This window comes from Pseudomonas sp. BF-R-01, assembly GCF_019946615.1.
Classification (GTDB): Bacteria; Pseudomonadota; Gammaproteobacteria; order Pseudomonadales; family Pseudomonadaceae; genus Aquipseudomonas; species Aquipseudomonas migulae.
In genome coordinates, this window is the sequence record NZ_JAGYFX010000055.1 from 19,626 (window position 1) to 40,875 (window position 21,250).

Genomic DNA, 21,250 nt, shown 5'->3' on the forward strand with positions numbered 1-21,250 from the left:
GGCAAGCCGGCTCCTACAGGTGAACACAAACCCTTTGCAGGAGCCGGCTTGCCGGCGATGAGGCTCGAACAATCAACACAAATCCCCGGATTTAACTCCCACTCTCAGTCCGCCGACTACTCACCTCGGCCGGCACATCATCCCCCGCCATGCGCTTGCGGAACAACGCCGCCCGCGCCAGCAGCAGCGTGGTCACCGGCACCGTAATCGCCAACAGAATCGGGATCAGCCAGGCATGCAGCACCGGCCCGGACTTGAGCGCCGAAAAGTAGATGATCGACCCCAGCGCCACGCACCACGCACCCAATGTCGAGGCCAGCGCCGGGGGGTGCATGCGTTGAAAATAATCCTTCATACGCACCAGCCCGATCGCCCCGATCAGCGCAAAAACACTGCTGAGTACCAGCAGGATCGCCACCGGGATTTCCACCCACAGAGACAGTTCTGCGTTCATTCGATCACCTCGCCACGCAGCAGGAATTTCGCCAGGGCAAACGAGCCGACGAAGCCGAACAGTGCGATCAGCAGCGCCGCTTCGAAGTACGTGTCACTGGCATAACGAATACCCAGTGTCAGCATCATCAGCATCGCGATGATGTACAGGTAATCCAGCGCCAGAACCCGGTCCTGCGCCGACGGCCCTTTGAACAGGCGGATCAGGGTCAGGACCATCGCCAGCGAAAAAATGAACAGGCTCAGTAGAACCGCATTCGACAGCAACGGGCTCATTCGAAAATCTCCATCAACGGGCGTTCGTAGGTCACCTTGAAATGCTCGATGAACAGCGCTTCGTCATCCAGATCGAAGACGTGCAGCAACAAAATGCTGCGGTCCAGCGCCAGTTCGGACCAGACCGTACCGGGCACCACCGTGCAGATCATCGCCAGTGCCGCCAGGCCGTTGGCGTCGCGCAAATCCAGCGGCACCTTGATGAATCGCGAGCGCGGCGGGCGTCGGCCGGCGTTCAAGACACCCCAGGCCACAGCAAGGTTGGAGACCAGCACGTCGCGACCCACGATCAAGAACAACCGCAGAATCACGCCGGGACGCCGAATGCGGATCGGCAGGGGGCGCAACTTGCGCATCATCAACGGCGCACAAAAACCGAGCACGGCGCCCAGTAGCAGATTGCCGGGGCTTATCGACAGGTTCAGCACCAGCCACAACAACCACAGCGCCAGCGACAACCAAGGTGCAGGAAACAGACGCCTCATGGCTGCACCTCCGCGACGGCCGCTTTGGCTTCCGGACTCGGAACTGCCCGGGTGCCAAGCACCGCCATCACGTATTGCTGCGGATTGTTCAAGGTTTGTGCGGCGGCCTGGGTGTAACGCAGCAGCGGCTCGGCCTTGAAGGTCAGCAGAATGCTCAGGCCCAACAGTGCAATGATCGGCACACATTCGAGCCGTCGCAGCAAGGGTGATGGCCGTTCTTCAGGCGTCCAGAAACGCTGGATGCCCAGACGCGAGAAGGCAATCAACGACGCTAGCCCGGAGAGAATCAGCAACGCCAACAAACCCCACGCGGCGTTTGACACCGGTTCATCCGCGCCATTGCCCAGGCCCAGCGGGTTGAGCAGGGCGTGCAGTAAACCGAGTTTGCCGATAAAGCCGGACAGCGGCGGCATGCCGATGATCAGCAACGCGCAAGCGATGAAGCTCAAGCCGAGAAACGCCATGGTCCATGGAATCACCTGGCCGACCACGGCTTTCTGTTCATCGTCGAGGTTGATGCCTTTGGGCGGTTGCAGGGATTCCATCGGCCGCGCAATCAGATCGGCGTCATCGAACAACGGCATTTCATTGGCCGAGCGCGAACGTTCGATCAACTCGGCCAGCAGGAACAACGCGCTCAACGCCAGGGTCGAGCTGACGAGATAGAACAGCGCCGCGCCGATCAGGTTCGGCTGGGCAAAACCGATGGCCGACAGCAGAATCCCTGCCGACACCAGAATGCTCAGGCTGGCCATGCGCTCCAGACGTTGCGCGGCGAGAATCGCCACGGCGGCGCAGACGATGGTTGCCATGCCGCCGTAGATCAGCCAGTCGCCGCCAAAATAAGCTGACGCGCCAGCCTGACCGGAGAACAGCAAGGTCCACAGGCGCAGCAAGGTGTAGACGCCGACCTTGGTCATGATCGCGAACATCGCCGCCACCGGCGCGCTGGCCGAGGAATAGGCCGGCACCAGCCAGAAATTCAGCGGCCACATCCCGGCCTTGGCCAGGAACGCCACGGCGAGAATCGCCGCGCCGGCATGCAGCAAGCCGCGATCGGCTTCCGGCACCAGCGGGATTTTCAGCGCCAGGTCAGCCATGTTCAGGGTGCCGGTGACGCCGTAGATCAGCGCCGCGCCAATCAGGAACAGCGAAGAGGCCAGCAGATTGATCGAGATGTAATGCAACCCCGACGACACCCGCGCCCGGCCCGAACCGTGGAGCATCAGGCCGTAAGATGCCGCCAGCAGCACCTCGAAAAACACGAACAGGTTGAACAGGTCCGCCGTCAGGAACGCGCCATACAAACCCATCATCTGGATCTGGAACAGCGCGTGGAAACTCGAACCGGCGCCGTCCCATCGGGCCATCGCGAACAGCAGGGCGCTGACGCCGATGATCCCGGTCAGTACCAGCATCAGCGCGGACAGGCGATCGACCACCAGCACGATCCCGAACGGTACTTGCCAGTTGCCCGGCAGGTAGACGCCGATGGAGCCGGGCACATCAGTGGTTTGCGTCCATTGCAGCAACAGCACGGCGATGCCCAGCCCCAAGAGGCTGGAGAGCAGGTTGATTTTGGCCTTCAGCGGGCGGTGCTTCTCGCCCAGCATCAGCATGATGGCGGCGGTCAGCAGCGGCAACAGAATCGGTGCGGCGATCAGGTGCGTCATCGCATTCATTCTTTAGGCTCCCGGCCATCCACATGGTCGGTGCCGGTCAAACCACGCGAAGCCAGCAGCACGACGAGAAACAGCGCGGTCATGGCGAAGCTGATCACGATGGCGGTCAGCACCAGCGCTTGTGGCAGCGGGTCGGTGTAATGCAACAGATCTTGCGGCACGCCGTCCTTGATGTTCGGCTCTTTGCCGATGAACAGACTGCCCATGCTGAAGATGAACAGATTGACGCCGTACGACAGCAGGCACAGGCCCATGACCACCTGGAACGTCCGTGGCCGTAGCACCAGCCATACACCGGACGCGGCCAGTACGCCGATGGCGATTGCGATGACTTCTTCCATCAGACGGCTCCTTTCGTGGCGACGGATCTGGGCTGGGCAGCGGTTTTATGGCCGCGTACCGATTGGTGGCCGAGGGCGGTGAGGATCAACAGCGTCGAGCCGACCACCACCGAGTACACGCCGATGTCGAAGAACAGTGCGCTGGCGATGTGAATGTCGCCCAATACTGGCAGTTCGGCATGCCAGGTGTGGGTGGTCAGGAACGGATAGCCGACTGCCATCGCCCCGAGCCCGGTGACCGTGGCGAACAGCAAACCGGTGCCCATCCAGCGCAGTGGGCGCAGGCTCATTTGTGCCTCGACCCACTGCGTGCCGGCGACCATGTATTGCAGGATGAACGCCACCGACATCACCAGCCCCGCGACAAACCCGCCGCCCGGCTGGTTGTGGCCGCGCATGAACAGGTAGATCGAGACCACGAACGCAATCGGCAACAGCATGCGCACCAGCACCGCCGGGACCATCATGAAGCCGAGCGCGGTGTCGCTGGCGTGACGCGGGTTGACCAGATCGGTGACCACGTCGGGCGCGAGCAAGCGTTGTTGCGCCGGCAGTTGCAGGCTTTCTTTCGGCGGGCGGAAGCGTCGCAACAGCGCGAACACGGTCAGCGCCACAGCCACCAGCACGGTGATTTCGCCGAGGGTGTCGAAGCCACGGAAGTCCACCAGCATCACGTTGACCACGTTGCTGCCGCCACCTTCCGGCAGGGCTCGGCTGAGGTAGAACGAGGAAATATCGTTGGGCGTCTGGCGCGTCAGCATTGCGTACGACAGCAACGCCATGCCGCCGCCGACAGCGATCGACAGCAGCAAGTCGCGCAGACGCCGGATGCGTGCCTTGCGCAGGCTGCTCGGCAGCGGCGAGACCTCTTCGATCCGTCGCGGCAACCAGCGCAGGCCCAGCAGGATCAGCACCGTGGTCACCACTTCAACCACCAGTTGCGTCAGCGCCAGATCGGGCGCGGAGAACCAGACGAAGGTGACGCAGGTCATCAGTCCACAGACGCTGACCATGGTCAGTGCCGCGAGCCGGTGATACTTGGCTTGCCACGCCGCGCCGAGGGCACAGGCAATCGCCAGCAGCCACAAGGTCACGAACACGATCGAGCCCGGAATCTTCGGCCGGTCACCCCAGCTCAGGCTGCTGTGCAGCATCGGGATCAACCCGGCCAGCACGGCGGCGAGCACCATCAGGAACAGCTGGGTTTGCAGGCGTCTGGTGCTGATCCGCCGCTCCAGGCGACGGGCCAGGCGCATCATGATCACCAGGCTGCGCTCGAACAGGCGCTTGCCGTTGAACAGGCCAATCACCGGCGGGTATTTGAAACGCCCGTACTTGAACTGGTTGCGCAGCAGCAGGTAGAGCACGATGCCGCCGGACATGGCGACCAGGCTCATGATCATCGGCGCGTTCCAGCCGTGCCAGATCGCCAGGCTGTATTCAGGCAAGGTGCCGCCAACGACGGGCAGGGCAGCGGCAGCCAGTAACGAGCCGACCACTTGTGCCGGGAAAATCCCCACGATCAGGCAGGTGAACACCAGCAATTCCACCGGTGCACGCATCCAGCGTGGCGGTTCGTGCGGGGTGTGCGGCAGGTCGGTGGCGGTCGGGCCGAAGAACACATCAACCGTGAAGCGCAGCGAATAGGCGACGCTGAACGTGCCGGCGATGGTCGCGACGATGGGCAGGGTCAACTCGATCCAGGCGGTCGCGTTGATGAATACCGTTTCGGCGAAGAACATCTCTTTCGACAGGAAACCGTTGAGCAACGGCACGCCCGCCATCGAGGCACTGGCGACCATGGCCAACGTCGCGGTGAACGGAATCAGTTTGATCAGGCCGCTGAGTTTGCGAATGTCGCGGGTGCCGCTTTCGTGGTCAATGATCCCGGCGGCCATGAACAGCGACGCCTTGAAGGTGGCGTGGTTGAGGATGTGAAACACGGCGGCCACGGCAGCCAGTGGACTGTTCAGGCCCAGCAGCAGGGTGATCAGGCCGAGGTGGCTGATGGTCGAGTACGCGAGCAGGCCTTTGAGGTCGTTCTGGAACATCGCGCAGTACGCGCCGAGTAACAGGGTGCAGGCACCAGCGCCGCTGACGATGTAGAACCATTCCTCACTGCCGGACAACGACCACCACAGCCGCGCCAGCAGAAACACCCCGGCCTTGACCATGGTCGCCGAGTGCAGATAAGCAGAGACCGGTGTCGGCGCCGCCATCGCGTGGGGCAGCCAGAAGTGGAAGGGGAATTGCGCGCTTTTACTCAGGGCGCCGATCAGAATCAGGGGAAGCAGAAGAGGGTAGAGGGCATGTGCGCGAATCATTTCGCCGGCGGCCAGGACCTTATCCAGGTCATAGCTGCCGACCACATGGCCAAGCAGCATGACCCCCGCCAGCAGGCACAAACCGCCCGCGCCGGTGACCATCAGCGCCATGTAAGCGCCGCGTCGCGCATCGGCGCGGTGGTGCCAATAGCCGATCAACAGGAATGAAAAGAGGCTGGTCAGCTCCCAGAAAAACACGATCTGGATCAGGTTGCCGGAAATCACCAGGCCGAGCATGGCGCCCAAGAACGCCAGGAAAAACGCGAAGAACCGCGGCACCGGGTCATCCGGCGACATGTAATAGCGGGCATACAACGACACCAGCGTGCCGATGCCCAGCACCAGCATCGAGAACAGCCAGGCAAACCCGTCCATGCGCAGAACGAAGTTCAGGCCGAGGCTGGGTAGCCAGAAAAACTCTTCACGAATGACGCCACCATGGGCGATCTGCGGGTACAGGAGTGCAACCTGGACGGTGCCTATGAGGGCAACGACGCCAGCCAACAAAGATTCAGTGTTACGCGCGTTGTGCGGCAGCACGGCTGCCAGACAGCTGCCGACAAAGGGCAGAAGCAGTAGAACTATCAGGGACATAGGCTTCTAATCTGCGGAAGTTTGTGAAGCATCATACGTGCCAGTCCCCGGATCACCAAACGGCAAGCTGTGGCAGAATCCTACAAGGTAGACGGAAAATGCCTGATTCACATTGTTTCAGGGGGCTGTGTTCAGTGGGGCTGGACCCTTTGTGAGCCGGCTTGCTCCCACAGGTTAAGGCGAGGTTTTGCGGATACATCCGATCCCTTGTAGGAGCCGGCTTGCTGCGGGCGGCGTTCCGACGATGGCGTCCTAATGGCCGGCGTGTTTCTTTGATGGTGTACATATCCATTGCTGCGGTGACGGCCACTTATGGTTTCGCCCTTACGGCGAGTCACTTGGAAAAGCCCCAAGTAACCAAGCGCTCTTGCCCCTTTCGTTCGGTGCCTCGCTAATGCTCGGCATGCCCTCGCTCCGGTCCTGCTCCGTGGGCCCGCCGCCATCGGCCATCCATGGCCGGGGGCGGCTAACCCGGCATCCATGCCGGGTTGCCCACTGCGCAGAACCTCCACTCGGCCTCTCGAGGGGGCGCTCAGATCAAAAGCTGAAGGCGAGCTAACGCTCGGCCTGATGAGTGGTGGAAATCAAAAGCAAACGTGACTCCCTGTAGGAGCGAGGCTTGCCCGCGAAAAAACGACCGGACGACGCGTTCATTCAGACAGCCCGCGTTATCGTCCATCGCCGGCAAGCCGGCTCCTACAGGAGGGATGTGTATATGGCGACCAGCAGCACTGGAATATCGCAATCATTGTTGGTCATCTATATGGCGGGTTCATGCGTCACCTTCCGCTTGAGCGGCGTGCATGCCGTCAATAGAGGCCTGCACCAGCGCGGTGCCGATCATATGTTTGGCATGTTCCAGAGCGTCGAGCAGCGGGATGCCGGCTGTACGGCAAAGAGGTGAAGGTCGACGTGGTCGCAAGGGGCGAAGACGATTTATCAGGCGCTTCAAATCTTGAGTGAGGTTTACCCCTGAGTTTCGCGCTCCAACTCTTCCTCGATCGCAGCAGCCTTACCCTTGGTCTTCAACTCACTCACAATCACTGCCGCCACAATCAACCCCGCGCCCACCAACGCAATCGCCGGCAACCGCTCCCCGGCGATCCGCCCGACGATCCCGGCCCACACCGGTTCACCGGCATAGATCAACGTCGCCCGCGTCGGCGAAACGCTCTTCTGCGCCCAGTTCATCGCCACCTGAATCGCCGCGCTCGCCGCGCCGAGGCCGAGGGCGCTGCACAGCAATAACCATGAAAAGTCAGGAATGACTTCCTGAGTCGGCACCACCAACAAGAATGACAACACCGAAGTGGTCGCCAATTGCACCACCGTCACCCGGCGCACATCGACCTGGCCCGCGTAGGTGCTGATCAGAATGATCTCCGCGGCAATCGCGATGGCGCTGATCAGCGTGGCGATTTCACCCGGACTGAAATTGAAGGAAGCCCCCGCCGGCCCCGACAGCAACATCAACCCGGTAAACGCCAGCATGATCCCGATGCTCGGCATCAACCCCGGACGCCGCCCCAGCACCAGCCATTGCAGCAACGGCACGAAGGGAACGTAGAGCGCGGTAATAAAGGCCGACTGGCTGCTTGGAATGCTCTGCAACCCGACGGTCTGCAAGCCGTAGCCGAGCATGATCGCCACGCCGATAAAGGCGCCGGCCTTGAGTTCGAACAGGGTCATTTCCCGCAGATGACGCCAGGAGAACAGGGCGACGATGCACGCGGCGGCGGCAAAGCGCAGGCCGACGAAGAACATCGGGCCGCTGACGGTCATCGCGTGCTGCACCAGCAAGAAGGTCCCGCCCCAGACCATGGTGATCAGCACCAGCACGCACTCGGCCTTGCTGAATTTGCGGGAAGAAGCCGGGGAGGAGTTCAACGACGTCATGACCTTGCGCGCTACCTGAGGGCGACGCACAATGCGCCGAATGTTGCGCAGTATACTGCCCAACTCCACCAAGTGAGCAATATAGTGCACAAAGATTCAACGCAGCGGGCTTCGGTTCTTCAGCACGTCAGCCTGAACGTTCGGCGTCTGCGCCACGCCGCCGACATGAGCCAGACCGCGCTCGCCGAAAAGTCCGGGGTCAGCCGCCGCATGCTGGTGGCCATCGAGGCCGGCGAGAAGAACGTCAGCCTGACCACCCTCGACCGCGTGGCCGAAGCGCTGGACGTGGCCTTCAGCGATCTGATCCAGGCACCGGACGCCCGCGACCCGAGCCGCATCAATGAAGTGGCCTGGGCCGGGGTGATTCCGGGCAGCAAAGCCGTGTTGTTGTCCAAAGCCACCGCCACCCGCGAAGTGGAACAGTGGGAGTGGTGCCTGCAACCAGGGGAGATTTATCCGTCGCAACCGGATGCAGAAGGTTGGAGCGAACAGATTTACGTGTTCGAAGGTTGCCTGACGCTGATGGTGCGCGACACGCCACATAACATCGGCGCGGGGGAGTTTTTCATGTTCGCCAGCAACCAGCCTCATTCCTATCGCAACGATGGGGAAGTGGCGACGCGATTTGTGCGAAATGTGGTGATCTGATTTCGGATACCGCTCATCTGAAATGATGCGCTACCTGTTATTTATGACAGTAGGCGGGCGGGGTGATTGTTCTTTAAATATCGTTCAGTACGTTGTACTCGTGACTTGCCCTGACTGCCGGGTAGGGTTTGCCCGACCGTCCACTGAACGGAGTTGGATAAATGGCTTTATTACCAGCGCTCCAAATGAAAGAAGCTGTAGGTGGGGTGATTAAACTTACAGATGTTCCGGCGGATGGCGCTACGGCCCTCATTCCTGAGCCCGACAATAATTTTCCCCGTGAAGATGTCAGCGTGTTTATTGAGCGTCAGGAGTATCTGCTGAAGCTCGGCGTGCCGACCGATGGCTATTATCAAGTAAAAGTACCAAAAAGTACTTTGCTTGATCATGTAGGGCCGAACAAGCAGTTCAAATACATCATCTGGCATGACGCGACCGGAGACCTCTCTGATTCAATAAATTACGAGATCTTGCGTTCTTGATTGAGTGGAATAACAAAGCGCTCGACCTCTATGAAAGGGGCGAGCGTTTTGCTGTCAGAAGTGTTTGTCGAGCAACAGTAAATCCACAGATTGTCTCGCTTCATTTAGTTAAGTCATTTAAGTTTTTTCGGTAACGTGCTGATTAATAAGGATTCAAAATATTGGCACGACTTCTGTAGAGGTGTTTGGGTATTCACCTGACGCTGGAGTCGCGTAATGACAATCTCAGCCCAACCCCCTCGCACCGTCCACGTCATCCATTCGGATGCCGAGGCAATCGCCGTCGCTCACAAACTCGCTGCACGCTTCGCCGTCGAGGCCAGCGTGCGTGATCGCGAGCGCCGCTTGCCGGTCGCCGAGCTCGACGAGTTTTCCGCCAGCGGCCTCTGGGGCATCACCGTTCCCAAGGCATACGGTGGCGCCGGTGTTTCCTACGTGACCGTCGCCGAAGTGATCAAGATCATATCCGCCGCCGATTCTTCCCTTGGCCAGATCCCGCAAAACCACCTCGGCGTGCTCGACATCCTGCTGCAAACCGCCAGCGAAGAGCAGAAGCGCTACTACTTCGGCAAAGTCTTGCAGGGTTACCGTTTCGGCAACGCTTTCTCCGAGTCCAAAAGCAAAAACGCCGGGGCCTTTGAAACCCGCATTCGTTTCGACAAGGACACCGCGCAGATCGACGGCGAGAAGTTCTACTGCACCGGCGCGCTGTTTGCGCACATCGTCCCGGCGGTGGCGGTCAACGAGCAGAACCAGGCGTTCATCGCGTTCATCGAGCGCGACAATCCCGGCCTGACCGTGATCGACAGTTGGGACGGTTTTGGCCAGCGCACCACCGCCAGCGGTGGCGTCACGTTGAATGCGGTTAAGGTGCCGTTGAGTGCGGTGATCCCTGCTCACAAAGCGTTTGACGAACCCACTGCCGACGGCCCGATTTCACAGATCATTCAAGCCGCAGTGGACACCGGCATCGCCGTCGGCGCGCTGGAAGAAACCAAGCGCTATGCCCGTGAATCCCGGCCATGGATCGACAGCGGACAGGATCACGGTTGGCAGGACCCGTTCAGCATCGCCGCCATCGGCGATCTCGAATGGCGGGTCCACGGCACCGAAGCGATCCTCAAGAAAGCCGGGCAAGCCATTGACGCGGCGTTGCTCAATCCCAATGAAGACACGGTGGCCCACGCGTCGGTGGTGGTCGCCCAGGCCAAAGTTCTCTCGGCGGAAATCGCGCTGCTCGCCAGCAGCAAACTTTTCGAACTGGCCGGGACCCGCTCGGTGCTCGGCAAGCACAACCTTGACCGCCATTGGCGCAACGCCCGCACCCACACGCTGCACGACCCGGCCCGCTGGAAATACCACCTGATCGGCAACTACCTGCTCAACGGCGTCAAGCCTGCGCGCCACGCCTGGAACTGAGGAGTCCATCATGAATGCCTTGACCCAACCGATTGCTGCCGGACAACCCCTGGCCAAAAGTCAGCACGACTTGCACAACGCCCGCAGTTTGCTCGATGCGACCCTGCGCTTCGTTCGTCAGCAGAGCAAAACCACGAACGATCCGTTTGTCATCAGCCGTTTCGGCGATGTGCACATCCGCATCGAAGTCGCCGCCGCGCTGCTCGAACGTGCGGAGGAGTTTTTGAATAGCCATGAAGACGCCACTGAGGTCAGCGTCGCCATTGCCGAGTCTCACCTTGCCAGTGCAGAGGCGCTGAGCGCGGTTAGCGATGCTGAATTCGAACTGACTGGGCAGCGCACTGTGTTGCCTGGATCTCTGCAGGATCCGTTGCGCTGGAAGCTTCACCTTATTGGCAATTTTCGACTGAATGGCATACATCCGGCGAAGTTTGCCTAATTCACGGATGACCCCTGATGAGTTCAGCAGTTTTCTGCTGCTTATCGACCTCACGCCTGTCGCAACGACAGGCGTTGTCGCGTTGAAGTTTTTGCACCGCATTTTGATCTGACTGCAAATTACCGTCCGTCCAATATCCCTGCATGCCTGTTACTTTTGACAGTAGACAGTTATTTGTCATGGGCCTTAAATCATGATCCAGTGCAATGGGTGCGCTGAACAGCGGAGAACTTCAGCCAAGAGCTGTGGGAAACCATTGTTGATGATTTTAAGAGGATTGCGAAATGGCGGGATATCTGGATGCACCTAAAGTAGTGGCCTTGCGGGAAGAGAAGGTCTACGTGGCTACCACGACTGAATCTTTTAACAGCGAGATTAGGTCTGGAAATGAAATTTATTTGCAATACGTTAAAGACAGCGCGCTCATTACTTTTGCCCACAAAATAGCTCTGAGAGATGGTGAAGGGCTTAGCGCTCAGCTTGCATGGAACACTCAGGGCCTCCCCAACCCCGTCATTTTCGTTTGCACCCGCAGGACAGAGTCTGGAAGCACTGAGTCTGAAGGTGCGGTGATGCCACTTATTCCTTATTGAGATTCTAAAAGCCATAACAATGAGTGCTCTTTTTTCGCTGAAGATTTGAGCACTTCTAATTATAGGTGTTGCCCCACAAACAGTACTAAAACAGTTTGTGTTGTTGAATAGATCAATATCTCACGTCGATACTTCTCAAAGTATCGAAACCACGCGCCTCATCTCTATTGGCCTGACTTGTGCATTAAGACTCCTATATCCATCTGGAGCCTTAATATCATGTCGATCACCTCTGCCACCCCCCGGCTTTATCCTTATTTCATCAGCGCGGTTTTCAGGAGTATTGCCTGATGCCTCGTGAAATCCGCCTCAACGCTTTCGACATGAACTGCGTCGGTCACCAGTCGCCCGGTTTATGGGCGCACCCACGGGACCGTTCGTGGCAGTACAAAGACCTTGAATACTGGACCGACCTGGCGAAAATCCTCGAGCGCGGCAAGTTCGACGGATTGTTCATCGCCGACGTGCTCGGCATCTACGACGTCTACAACGGCAACGGTGATGCGGCGATCCGTCAGGCGGCGCAGGTGCCGGTCAACGATCCGCTGCAACTGATTCCGCCGATGGCGCTGGTCACCGAACATCTGGGTTTCGGCCTGACTGCGTCGCTGTCGTTTGAGCACCCGTATCCGTTCGCCCGACGCCTGTCGACCCTCGATCACCTGACCAAGGGCCGCGCTGGCTGGAACATCGTCACCTCGTATCTGGAAAGCGGTGCGAAGAACCTCGGGCAGAAAAACCAGACTGAACACGACGCCCGCTACGACTTCGCCGAAGAGTACCTGGAGGTTTGCTACAAACTCTGGGAAGGCAGTTGGGAAGAGGGCGCGATCCTGCGCGATCGCGAGCGTCGGATTTTCAGTGATCCGAGCAAAATCCACGAAATCCAGCACGTCGGCAAACACTTCCAGGTGCCGGGCATTCACCTCTGCGAACCGTCACCGCAACGCACGCCCGTGCTGTACCAGGCCGGTGCATCGAGTCGCGGCAAGCAGTTCGCCGCTGAACATGCCGAATGCGTGTTTGTGGCAGCGCCGTCGAAAGTGCTGCTGAAAAAGACCGTGGCCGACATTCGTCGTCGCGCCGCCGAGGCCGGGCGTGATCCGTCGAAGATCCTGATCTTCAACCTGCAAACGGTGATCCTCGGTGAGACCGACGCCAAGGCCAAAGCCAAGTTCGAGGAATACAAAACCTGGGTCAGCTATGAAGGTGCGATGGCATTGATTTCGGGCTGGACCGGGATCGATTTCAGTCAGTTCAAACCGGATGAACCGCTCAAGCATGTGCACACCAACGCCATCCAATCGGCGGTGGAAGCGTTCTCCACGGCCGATCCGAACAAGGTCTGGACGCCGAATGAACTGGCCGACTGGGTCGGGATTGGCGGGTTTGGTCCGCTGTTTGTCGGCAGCCCCGAGACGGTTGCCGATCTTTTGCAGGAGTGGGTTGAAGAGACCGATGTGGACGGCTTCAACCTGGCCTATGCGCTGACGCACGAAACCTTTATCGACGCCGTGGAACTGCTGGTGCCGGAGTTGCAGAAGCGTGGGGTCTACAAGACCGAGTACGCACCGGGGACCTTGCGCGAGAAGTTGTTCGGGGAGGGCGCGCGGTTGCCGGAGATACATCCGGGCGCGGGGTATCGGGATTTGGCGGGGTTGCGGCAGCAGGGGAAGAAAGTGGTGTCTGCCTAGACGCCATCGCCGGCAAGCCGGCTCCTACAGGATTCGTGTTGCCGGTGATTTCCGTGGACGACACAAAACCCTGTAGGAGCGTGGCTTGCCCGCGAAGAGGCCGGTACATCCAGCATTGATGTCGGCTGTCACGCCGCTATCGCCAGCAAGCCGGCTCCTACAGGGTTTTGTGTCGTGCACAAATATCGCTGGCGACACGAAACCTGTGGGAGCGAGCCTGCTCGCGAAGGGGCCGGCACATCCAGCATTGATGTCGGCTGTCACGCCGCCATCGCCGGCAAGCCGGCTCCTACAGGATTCGTGTTGCCGGTGATTTCCGTGGACGACACAAAACCCTGTAGGAGCGAGGCTTGCCCGCGAAGAGGCCGGTACATCCAGCATTGGTGTCGGCTGTCACGCCGCTATCGCCGGCGAGCCGGCTCCTACAGGGGATGGTGGTGATTTAGAGATTTTTTGGCCCAGCGGACCACCGCACGCTTTTGCCCATGAACAGGAGGTCAACCCATGAGCGTGCATGAACTCAAACGTCCGCCCCTCGCGGACACCGCCGAGTGGCGGGTCGAGCTGCCCACGGCGCTGGAGCAATTGCGTCACTGGGCGCAGGTCAGTCCGTTGCAGCCGGCGCTGCGTCACAAGCGCCACGGCCAGTGGTTTGTCTTGCGCTGGATCGATGCCCTGCGCGATGTCGAGCGTTTGGCCGACGGCTTGCGCCAACAAGGTTTTACCGAAGATTCGAGGTTGGCCCTCAGCGGTGCGTTCGAACCGAATCTGTTGCTGCTGGCCCTGGCCGCACAACACATTGGCGGGCAATTGCTGACCCTGCCGGACAACCTCGACCCCGAATCCCTGCACAAAACCCTCTGGCGCAGCGGGCCCACGCACGCCTTCGTTCAGGGCCGGCAGACCCGGCAACTGTGGCTCAATCAGGGCCAAACGCTGCTCAACTTCAACGACCTGCTTGGCCCGGTGGACACTCCGCAGCGCCTCAACCGTTGGCGCCAGAGCGCGCAACTGTGGAGCGAAGAGGGCACGCAATGGCAGGCCGGCCTGACGGTGTTGCTTGAGCAATGGCTGAGCAGCGGCCAATCCCTGGCTTTCCCGGAAAGCCCCGGCAGTGCCAGTCGCGACCGGCGTGAGGTGGCGCCATCGGGGTTGCTGTTGTCGGCCGAACGCCTGCAACTGCTGGCCGAGGAAATCGACAGCCGCCTCGCCGCGCAAGGCACCTGGCGTCGACGTCTTTGCGAGTGGGCCATCGCTCACCCGGAAAAAGGCCTGCAACGCCTGATCAAGAACCGCGTTCGGCGACTGCTCGGTTTTCACAACCTGCATTACATCTGGCAAGCCACGCGCACGCCTGAGGTGAAAGCCGCGCCAACCTGGCTCACTGAATTCAAACGGGACATCGCATGACTTCGACCGATTCCATCCTGCAAGTCAGCGGCATTTCCCTGTCCTTCAAAGGCGTGAAAGCGATCAACGAGCTGTCCTTCGACGTGCGTCGGGGCGAGATCTGCGCGCTGATCGGCCCCAACGGCGCGGGCAAGAGTTCGCTGCTCAACGTGCTGAACGGCGTGTACCGCTTCGACGCCGGTTCAATTGTCTTCGAGCAACAGCCGTTCAAACGCATCGACCCGTTGACCGCTGCGCGCCGAGGCATTGGCCGCACGTTCCAGAACAACGCGTTGTTCAAGAAAATGAGCGTGATCGACAACATCCTCACCGGCCTGTCGCGGCACTTGCGCAGCAGCTTCATCGAACAGGCACTCAACCTGCCGCGAGCACGCCGCGAGGCGGAAGTTTTCCGCCAACAAGCCCAGGGCATTCTCGAATTCCTTGAGCTGCAGGCGCATCGCGATGTGTCGGTGGGCAATCTGTCCTACGGCCTGCAAAAACGCGTAGAGCTCGGCCGCGCCTTGATCGCCGGCCCGCGCCTGTTGCTGCTGGATGAGCCGATGGCCGGAATGAACGCCGAAGAGAAACAGGAAATGGCCCGTTTCATCGCCGACATCAACCGCGACCTTGGCACCACGGTGGTGTTGATCGAGCACGACATGAGCGTGGTCATGGGCCTGTCCGACCACGTCGTGGTCCTCGATTACGGGCGCAAGGTCGGCGACGGCACGCCGGCCGAAGTGCAGGCCGATCCCGAAGTGATCGCGGCGTATCTGGGAGTGGTGCACTGATGACATTTTTCTTCGAAACCCTGCTCGGCGGCTTGCTCGCCGGGACCATGTATTCGCTGGTCGCTATCGGCTTCGTGCTGATCTACAAGGCCAGCGGCGTGTTCAATTTTGCCCAGGGCGCGATGCTGTTGTTCGCCGCGCTGACCTTCGTCAGCCTGCACGATCAGGGCGTGCCGTTTGCCCTGGCGTTGTTGCTGACCGTGGTGGTGATGATCATCGGCGCGTTGCTGATCGAACGGCTGGTGCTGCGGCCATTGGTCAATCGCTCGCAGATCACCTTGTTCATGGCCACGCTTGGGCTGTCCTTCATCATCGAAGGCCTGGCACAAGGCTTGATGGGCTCGCAAGTGCGGGCGCTGGACTTAGGGATAGACGACGTGCCGGTGTTCATCGGCGGGATGATGGTCAGCCAGTTCGACCTGATCGCCGCGGCGGCGGCCATTGTGTTGGTGACGGTGCTGGCGTTGCTGTTCAACAAGACCCGCATCGGCGTGTCGTTGCGGGCGGTGGCGGATGACACCACCGCCGCGTTGTCGATCGGCATCAACCTCAACCGGATCTGGCAGATCGTCTGGGCCGTGGCCGGGGTTGTCGGGTTGGTGGCGGGACTGCTTTGGGGCGCTCGCCAAGGGGTGCAGTTTTCGCTGTCGCTGGTGGTGCTCAAAGCGTTGCCGGTGCTGATCATCGGTGGCTTCACCTCGATTGGCGGGGCCATCGTCGGCGGACTGATTGTCGGCGCGGCGGAGAACATCGCCGAGGTCTACGTCGGTCCGCTGATCGGCGGCGGCATCACCCCGTGGTTCGCCTATGTCCTGGCTTTGGCCTTCCTGTACATCCGTCCCGCCGGCCTGTTCGGCGAGCGCGCCATCGAGCGAGTCTGAACCCATGACCATTTCCCTTGCCCGCGAAACCGCGCCGTCGGTGTTGATCCAGCGTCGTATACCGTTCGGATTGCTCGCTTTGTTGTTGATCGCTTTCGTGATCGTGCCGCTGACCGGCAACGACTATTGGCTGAACGCAATCCTGATCCCGTTTCTGGTGCTGTCCCTGGCCGGGCTCGGCCTGAATCTGCTCACCGGTTACACCGGCCAGACCTCGGTCGGCGCGGCCGGGTTCATGGCGGTCGGGGCGTTTGCCACGTATGGATTTTTGCTGCGCTTGCCTGAACTGGGCTTGCCCGTCGCGCTGCTCGGCGGCGGGCTGATCAGCGCGGTGGTGGGGTTTGTTTTCGGCCTGCCGAGCTCGCGGATCAAAGGCTTTTACCTGATGGTCACCACGCTGGCGGCGCAGTTTTTCCTGGAGTGGCTGTTCGTCAAATTCCCCTGGTTCTACAACTACGGTTCGTCCGGGACCATTTCCGCGCCGAAACTGGCGCTGTTCGGCCACGACCTGAATACGCCACTCGGTCGTTATCTGCTGACCCTGACCATCGTATTGTTGCTGACCTGGGTGGCGGTGAATCTGGTGAAAAGCCAGATCGGCCGCAACTGGATGGCGATCCGCGACATGGACACCGCCGCAGCGGTAATCGGCATTCCGGTGGTGCGCTACAAACACCTGGCGTTCGCCGTCAGTTCGTTCTACCTCGGCATCGCCGGTGCGCTGTGGGCCTTCGCCTACCTGGGTACTGCCAGCGCCAGCAGTTTCGATATCAACCGGTCGTTCCAGATCCTGTTCATCATCATTATCGGCGGCATGGGCAGCATCGCCGGCAACTTCGTCGGCGCGGCGTTCATCAGCCTGTTGCCGATCCTGCTCAGCCACGCCGGACAAGCCTTGTTCGGTGGTTCGGTGGACGCCGGGCAGTTGCAGAACCTGCAAAAAATCATCTTCGGCGTGCTGATCATCCTGTTCCTGATCAAGGAACCGGAAGGCCTGATCCGCCTGCTGGGCAACCTTCGTGAACGGCTGAGTCACTGGCCGCTGCGCTTCTGAATCCTTTCCATTATTAGATAGAGAGACAACATGCGTGCATCCTTGAAACGTTCGTTGGTCGGCGCCGCTTTGACGCTGGCCGTTTTCAGCAGTGCAGTGCCGGTGGTCCAGGCCTCGGCCGACCAGCAATTCTTCCCGTTGGCCACCTATCGCGTCGGCGCCTACGCCTCCAGCGGCGTGCAGGTGTGGGCCGGGATGCTCGATTACCTGAACTACATCAACGACGTGGAAGGCGGAATCAACGGCGTCAAACTGGTGTGGCAGGAATGCGAAACCGAGTGGACGGCGGAGAAGGGCATCGAGTGCTATGAGCGCTTCAAGAAGGGCCTGGATGGCGCGCCAGTGGCGATCTATTCACCCAACGGCGCGCCGGCGGCCTATGCGCTGAGCGAGCGCGCGGAAGTCGACAAGATCCCGCTGATTACCCTCGGCTACGGGCGTACCGAAGCCACCGACGGCACGGTGTTCCCGTACAACTTCCCGGTGATGCTGACCTTCTACAGCGAGGCGTCGAGCCTGATCAATTACATCGCTCAGCGCGAGGGCGGTTTCGACAAACTCAAGGGCAAGAAGATTGCCACGGTCTATCACGACTCCGCGTATGGCCGGGAAACCCTCGGCCCGCTGAAACTGTTGGCGGAGAAATACGGCTTCGAGAACATCCAGATTCCGGTGGCCGATCCGGGTAACGAGCAATCGGCGCAATGGCGGCAGATTCGCCAGGTCAACCCGGACTGGGTGTTCCTGCGCACCTGGGGCGTGTCGACGCCGGTCGCGGTTAAAACCGCCGCACGCTTCGGCTTCCCGGTGGACCACATCGTCGGCGACATCTGGGCCAGCTCCAGCGAAGACGTGTTGCCCGCAGGCGCCGCCGCGAAGGGTTATCTGGCGCTGACGCCATACCCCGCTGGCGCTGATTTCGAGATCCACAAACGCCTCAAGCAATTCATCCTCGACAAGGGCAAGAGCGACCTCAAGGACCTGAAGAATTTCGGCAGCGTCTACTACAACTCCGGGCTGGTGAATGCCGCAGTCATGGTGGAAGCGATCCGTACTGCGCAAGGAAAATTCGGCAAGCGTCCGTTGAACGGCGAAGAAGGCCGCTGGGGGCTGGAACACTTGAACATCGACGATGCGCGGCTCAAGGACATGGGCTATTTCGGCCTGATGCAAAACCTCAAATTGTCCTGCAAGGATCACGAGGGCGGCGGTTCGGCGCGGGTGCAGCAGTGGGACGGCGCGAACTGGACGCTGATCAGCGACTGGATCGCCGCCGACCGTGCCTTGTTGCGGCCGTTGATCGATGAAAAATCCGCCGCGTTCGCCAAGGAAAAAGGCCTGACGCCACGCACCTGCACTGGGGATGAATAAACCATGAGCCAAGCCGCCAGCGACACTGCCGCCAATGACCTGTTGCGAGTCAACGACATCGAGGTGATCTACGACGGCGCGATCCTGGCCGTGGCCGGGGTTTCGCTGACGGTGCCCAAGGGCGGCATCGTCGCGTTGCTCGGTGCCAACGGCGCGGGAAAAAGCACCACGCTGAAGGCGATTTCCGGGTTGGTGCGGGCCGAGCGGGCGCAAGTCAGTCGCGGCACGATCGAGTTTCTCGGCCGCGATACGGCGGGTGTCGATCCCAGTCTGCGGGTGCGCCAAGGAATGGTGCACGTGCTGGAAGGTCGCCACGTGTTCCCGCAGTTGACGGTCGAAGACAACCTGCGCAGTGGCGGCTTCGTGCGCGGCTTGAACCGCCAGGAGCTGGCCCGGGATCTGGAGCGGATTTACGCCTGGTTCCCGCGCCTGAAAACCAAGCGCAAGACCCAGGCCGGGCTGACGTCCGGTGGCGAGCAGCAGATGGTCGCCATCGGCCGGGCGTTGATGACACGTCCTACTTTGGTACTGCTTGATGAACCTTCCATGGGTTTGGCGCCTATTATCGTCCAGGAGATTTTCGAGATCGTCGCCCAGCTCAATCGCGACGAGCAGGTGAGCTTTCTGATTGCCGAGCAAAACATTAATGTGGCGCTCAAGTACGCCTCACAGGCCTATGTCCTCGACACCGGCCGGGTGGTGTTGTCCGGCAGCAGCGAGTCGCTGTTGGCGCGGGGCGATCTGCATGACTTTTATCTAGGTAAACACTGAGCAGTGAGAACGCCATGACTGAAACCCAACGCGGACAGGCGACCGACGCCATCCGCCACGCGGACATCCTGATCGTCGGCGGTGGCCTCAGCGGCGCGATGCTGGCGGCGCAGTTGTTGCGCCTGCCCGGTAAACGCTCGTTGCTGGTGATCGAACCCCGGGCAGAACTTGGACGGGGCGAGGCCTACAGCGCGGTCGAGTTGGGCCATACGCTCAACGGCAACGCGGCGCGCATGAGCGTCGACCCGGACAACGCCGACGATTTGACTCAATGGCTGACCGGGTACATCGCTGGCGGTGGCTGGCCGGAGTCCGATGAGCAGCATGTGCCGGTCAGCGAGCTATTTCCGCCCCGGGGGATTTTCGGGTTGTACGTGCAGCAACGGTTGGCCGAAGCGCAAGCGCTGGGGGCGTTGAATGGCTCGACGGTCGAGCATGTGCGGGCCGAGGTGGTGGACTTGCAGACGCTGGATGATTCGGTGCGGCTGAGCTTGAGTGACGGCCAGCGGTTGCGGGGCGCTTATGCGGTGCTGGCGACCGGGATGTTTCCGGCTGCGCGCACGCCACAGACCGAGTCCAGTGGCTTGAACGCTGCGGCGCTTGATCCCTGGGATGTTGCCGCGATGCGTGAGCTGGATCCGCAATCGACAGTGTTGATCATCGGTTCGGGCCTGACCATGGTCGATGCCGTGGTGTCGCTGGAACAGGCCGGGCATCGCGGGCCGATCGAAGTGTTTTCCCGGCATGGCTTGCTGCCGCACGTGCGTCGACAACCACCGGCGTGGGTGGATTTTCTTGCCGAGGATCACAGCATTCGTACGCCGCGACAGTTGGTGCGAGCACTGCGTCGGCATTGTCGGGATGCCATTGCGCAGGGTGTCGACTGGCAGGCGCCACTGGATACGGTGCGGGCGCATATCGGTCGGTTGTGGAGTCAGGCGACGGATGGGCAGCGTCGGCAGTTTGTGCGGCATGTGCGGCCGTGGTGGGAAAGTCATCATCACCGGTCGCCGCCGTTGAGTGCGCAGTTGGTTGCGCGATTGCACGGGGAAGGGCGGTTGCGGATTCAGGCGGCTTCGTTCAAAGGGCTGGAGCCGGCTTCGGGTGGTGTGAGTATCCGTATTCGTCGACGTGGTGAAGGGCAAACGGTTGTCGTCAGTGGCGCGGCGTTGATCAATTCCAGTGGCATTGAGTATGACTGGCGACGGGTGGCGCGACCGTTGCCGCAGCAGCTGTTGGCCCGTGGGTTGGTGCGGCCGGGGCCGTTGGCGCTGGGGATTGCGGCGGCGGTTGATGGCGCGGTGCTGGGTGGTGATGGGCAGGTTGCGAGTCGACTGTTTGCCATGGGGCCGCCGTTGCGGGGGATGTGGTGGGAGAGTACGGCAGTGACTGACGTGGCTAGTCAGGCCAAGGCTTTGGCTTTGCGCTTGGTTGGGGGTTAGGTTGGGGGTATATCCGTTTTTTTTGTGATGGCTGGTATTGGTTTCGCCCTTACGGCGAGTCACTTTGGAAAAGCCCCAAAGTAACCAAAGCGCTCTTGCCCCTTTCGCTCGGTGGCTCGCTAATGCTCGCCATGCCCTCGCTCCGGTCCTGCTCCGTGGGCCCGCCGCCATCGGCCATCCCTGGCCGGGGGCGGCTAACCCGGCATCCATGCCGGGTTGCCC

General features: G+C 60.7%; 21 protein-coding genes. 14 read left to right on the top strand and 7 right to left on the bottom strand.

Annotated features, from left to right (window positions below; genetic code table 11):
• Positions 1-91 precede the first annotated feature (91 nt).
• From KGB27_RS19750 to KGB27_RS19775, 6 genes are read right to left on the bottom strand one after another with little or no spacing between them, the layout of a single operon-like run.
• On the bottom strand, positions 92-454 hold the full coding sequence (locus KGB27_RS19750) for a Na+/H+ antiporter subunit G (RefSeq protein ID WP_008029177.1): 363 nt from the start codon (positions 452-454) through the stop codon (positions 92-94).
• Positions 451-729: a K+/H+ antiporter subunit F gene (locus KGB27_RS19755; RefSeq protein WP_008029179.1), complete on the bottom strand. Its 279-nt coding sequence runs from the start codon at positions 727-729 to the stop codon at positions 451-453. The genes KGB27_RS19750 and KGB27_RS19755 overlap by 4 nt, the downstream gene beginning before the upstream one ends.
• Positions 726-1,214, bottom strand: coding sequence for a Na+/H+ antiporter subunit E (locus tag KGB27_RS19760; RefSeq protein WP_008043764.1), 489 nt, complete (start codon positions 1,212-1,214; stop codon positions 726-728). Before KGB27_RS19760 ends, KGB27_RS19755 begins: the two co-directional genes overlap by 4 nt.
• Positions 1,211-2,896 carry a monovalent cation/H+ antiporter subunit D gene (locus tag KGB27_RS19765; RefSeq protein ID WP_192496345.1) on the bottom strand — a complete coding sequence of 562 codons (1,686 nt, stop codon included), beginning with the start codon at positions 2,894-2,896 and terminating at the stop codon, positions 1,211-1,213. The genes KGB27_RS19760 and KGB27_RS19765 overlap by 4 nt, the downstream gene beginning before the upstream one ends.
• Positions 2,893-3,237, bottom strand: a complete 345-nt coding sequence (locus KGB27_RS19770; RefSeq protein ID WP_008029186.1) for a Na+/H+ antiporter subunit C — start codon at positions 3,235-3,237, stop codon at positions 2,893-2,895. The genes KGB27_RS19765 and KGB27_RS19770 overlap by 4 nt, the downstream gene beginning before the upstream one ends.
• Positions 3,237-6,155 (bottom strand): monovalent cation/H+ antiporter subunit A, encoded by a 2,919-nt coding sequence (locus tag KGB27_RS19775; RefSeq protein WP_223555915.1) that lies wholly within the window; start codon positions 6,153-6,155, stop codon positions 3,237-3,239. The genes KGB27_RS19770 and KGB27_RS19775 overlap by 1 nt, the downstream gene beginning before the upstream one ends.
• Before the next feature lie 715 nt (positions 6,156-6,870).
• Between KGB27_RS19775 and KGB27_RS19780 the strand changes: the two genes are divergently transcribed.
• Positions 6,871-7,059 carry a hypothetical protein gene (locus tag KGB27_RS19780; RefSeq protein WP_223555918.1) on the top strand — a complete coding sequence of 63 codons (189 nt, stop codon included), beginning with the start codon at positions 6,871-6,873 and terminating at the stop codon, positions 7,057-7,059.
• Positions 7,060-7,121: 62 nt separating this feature from the next.
• On the opposite strand, the gene KGB27_RS19785 is transcribed toward KGB27_RS19780, so the two are convergent.
• The gene (locus tag KGB27_RS19785; RefSeq protein ID WP_223555921.1) at positions 7,122-8,141 is read right to left on the bottom strand and encodes a DMT family transporter; all 1,020 of its coding nucleotides are present in this window, start codon (positions 8,139-8,141) and stop codon (positions 7,122-7,124) included.
• Between KGB27_RS19785 and KGB27_RS19790 the strand changes: the two genes are divergently transcribed.
• The 13 genes from KGB27_RS19790 to KGB27_RS19850 all read left to right on the top strand — a co-directional run bounded on the left by KGB27_RS19790 (position 8,136) and on the right by KGB27_RS19850 (position 21,028).
• A complete protein-coding gene (locus tag KGB27_RS19790; RefSeq protein ID WP_192496349.1) occupies positions 8,136-8,699 on the top strand; it encodes a helix-turn-helix domain-containing protein in 564 nt (187 codons plus the stop codon). The two genes, KGB27_RS19785 and KGB27_RS19790, sit on opposite strands and share 6 nt — an antisense overlap.
• Positions 8,700-8,860: 161 nt before the next feature.
• Positions 8,861-9,181, top strand: coding sequence for a hypothetical protein (locus KGB27_RS19795; protein ID WP_008043182.1), 321 nt, complete (start codon positions 8,861-8,863; stop codon positions 9,179-9,181).
• Positions 9,182-9,397: 216 nt separating this feature from the next.
• Positions 9,398-10,600: an SfnB family sulfur acquisition oxidoreductase gene (locus KGB27_RS19800; RefSeq protein ID WP_223480186.1), complete on the top strand. Its 1,203-nt coding sequence runs from the start codon at positions 9,398-9,400 to the stop codon at positions 10,598-10,600.
• A 10-nt stretch (positions 10,601-10,610) separates the two neighbouring features.
• Entirely contained in the window at positions 10,611-11,039 is a 429-nt protein-coding gene (locus tag KGB27_RS19805; RefSeq protein ID WP_207286262.1) for an acyl-CoA dehydrogenase, read from the top strand.
• Positions 11,040-11,323: 284 nt separating this feature from the next.
• Positions 11,324-11,632, top strand: a complete 309-nt coding sequence (locus tag KGB27_RS19810; RefSeq protein WP_223555924.1) for a hypothetical protein — start codon at positions 11,324-11,326, stop codon at positions 11,630-11,632.
• A gap of 290 nt (positions 11,633-11,922) precedes the next feature.
• Positions 11,923-13,326: an LLM class flavin-dependent oxidoreductase gene (locus KGB27_RS19815; RefSeq protein WP_207286260.1), complete on the top strand. Its 1,404-nt coding sequence runs from the start codon at positions 11,923-11,925 to the stop codon at positions 13,324-13,326.
• 504 nt (positions 13,327-13,830) lie between these two features.
• Positions 13,831-14,736 carry an AMP-binding protein gene (locus KGB27_RS19820; RefSeq protein ID WP_223555927.1) on the top strand — a complete coding sequence of 302 codons (906 nt, stop codon included), beginning with the start codon at positions 13,831-13,833 and terminating at the stop codon, positions 14,734-14,736.
• On the top strand, positions 14,733-15,509 hold the full coding sequence (locus KGB27_RS19825; protein ID WP_223555930.1) for an ABC transporter ATP-binding protein: 777 nt from the start codon (positions 14,733-14,735) through the stop codon (positions 15,507-15,509). The genes KGB27_RS19820 and KGB27_RS19825 overlap by 4 nt, the downstream gene beginning before the upstream one ends.
• On the top strand, positions 15,509-16,390 hold the full coding sequence (locus KGB27_RS19830; RefSeq protein WP_223555932.1) for a branched-chain amino acid ABC transporter permease: 882 nt from the start codon (positions 15,509-15,511) through the stop codon (positions 16,388-16,390). The genes KGB27_RS19825 and KGB27_RS19830 overlap by 1 nt, the downstream gene beginning before the upstream one ends.
• 4 nt (positions 16,391-16,394) lie before the next feature.
• Positions 16,395-17,444: a branched-chain amino acid ABC transporter permease gene (locus KGB27_RS19835; RefSeq protein ID WP_223555934.1), complete on the top strand. Its 1,050-nt coding sequence runs from the start codon at positions 16,395-16,397 to the stop codon at positions 17,442-17,444.
• A 30-nt stretch (positions 17,445-17,474) separates the two neighbouring features.
• The gene (locus KGB27_RS19840) at positions 17,475-18,815 is read left to right on the top strand and encodes an ABC transporter substrate-binding protein (protein ID WP_192496355.1); all 1,341 of its coding nucleotides are present in this window, start codon (positions 17,475-17,477) and stop codon (positions 18,813-18,815) included.
• 3 nt (positions 18,816-18,818) lie between these two features.
• Positions 18,819-19,586, top strand: a complete 768-nt coding sequence (locus tag KGB27_RS19845) for an ABC transporter ATP-binding protein (protein ID WP_223555936.1) — start codon at positions 18,819-18,821, stop codon at positions 19,584-19,586.
• Positions 19,587-19,600: 14 nt separating this feature from the next.
• Positions 19,601-21,028, top strand: a complete 1,428-nt coding sequence (locus tag KGB27_RS19850) for an FAD/NAD(P)-binding protein (RefSeq protein WP_223555938.1) — start codon at positions 19,601-19,603, stop codon at positions 21,026-21,028.
• Positions 21,029-21,250 lie beyond the last annotated feature (222 nt).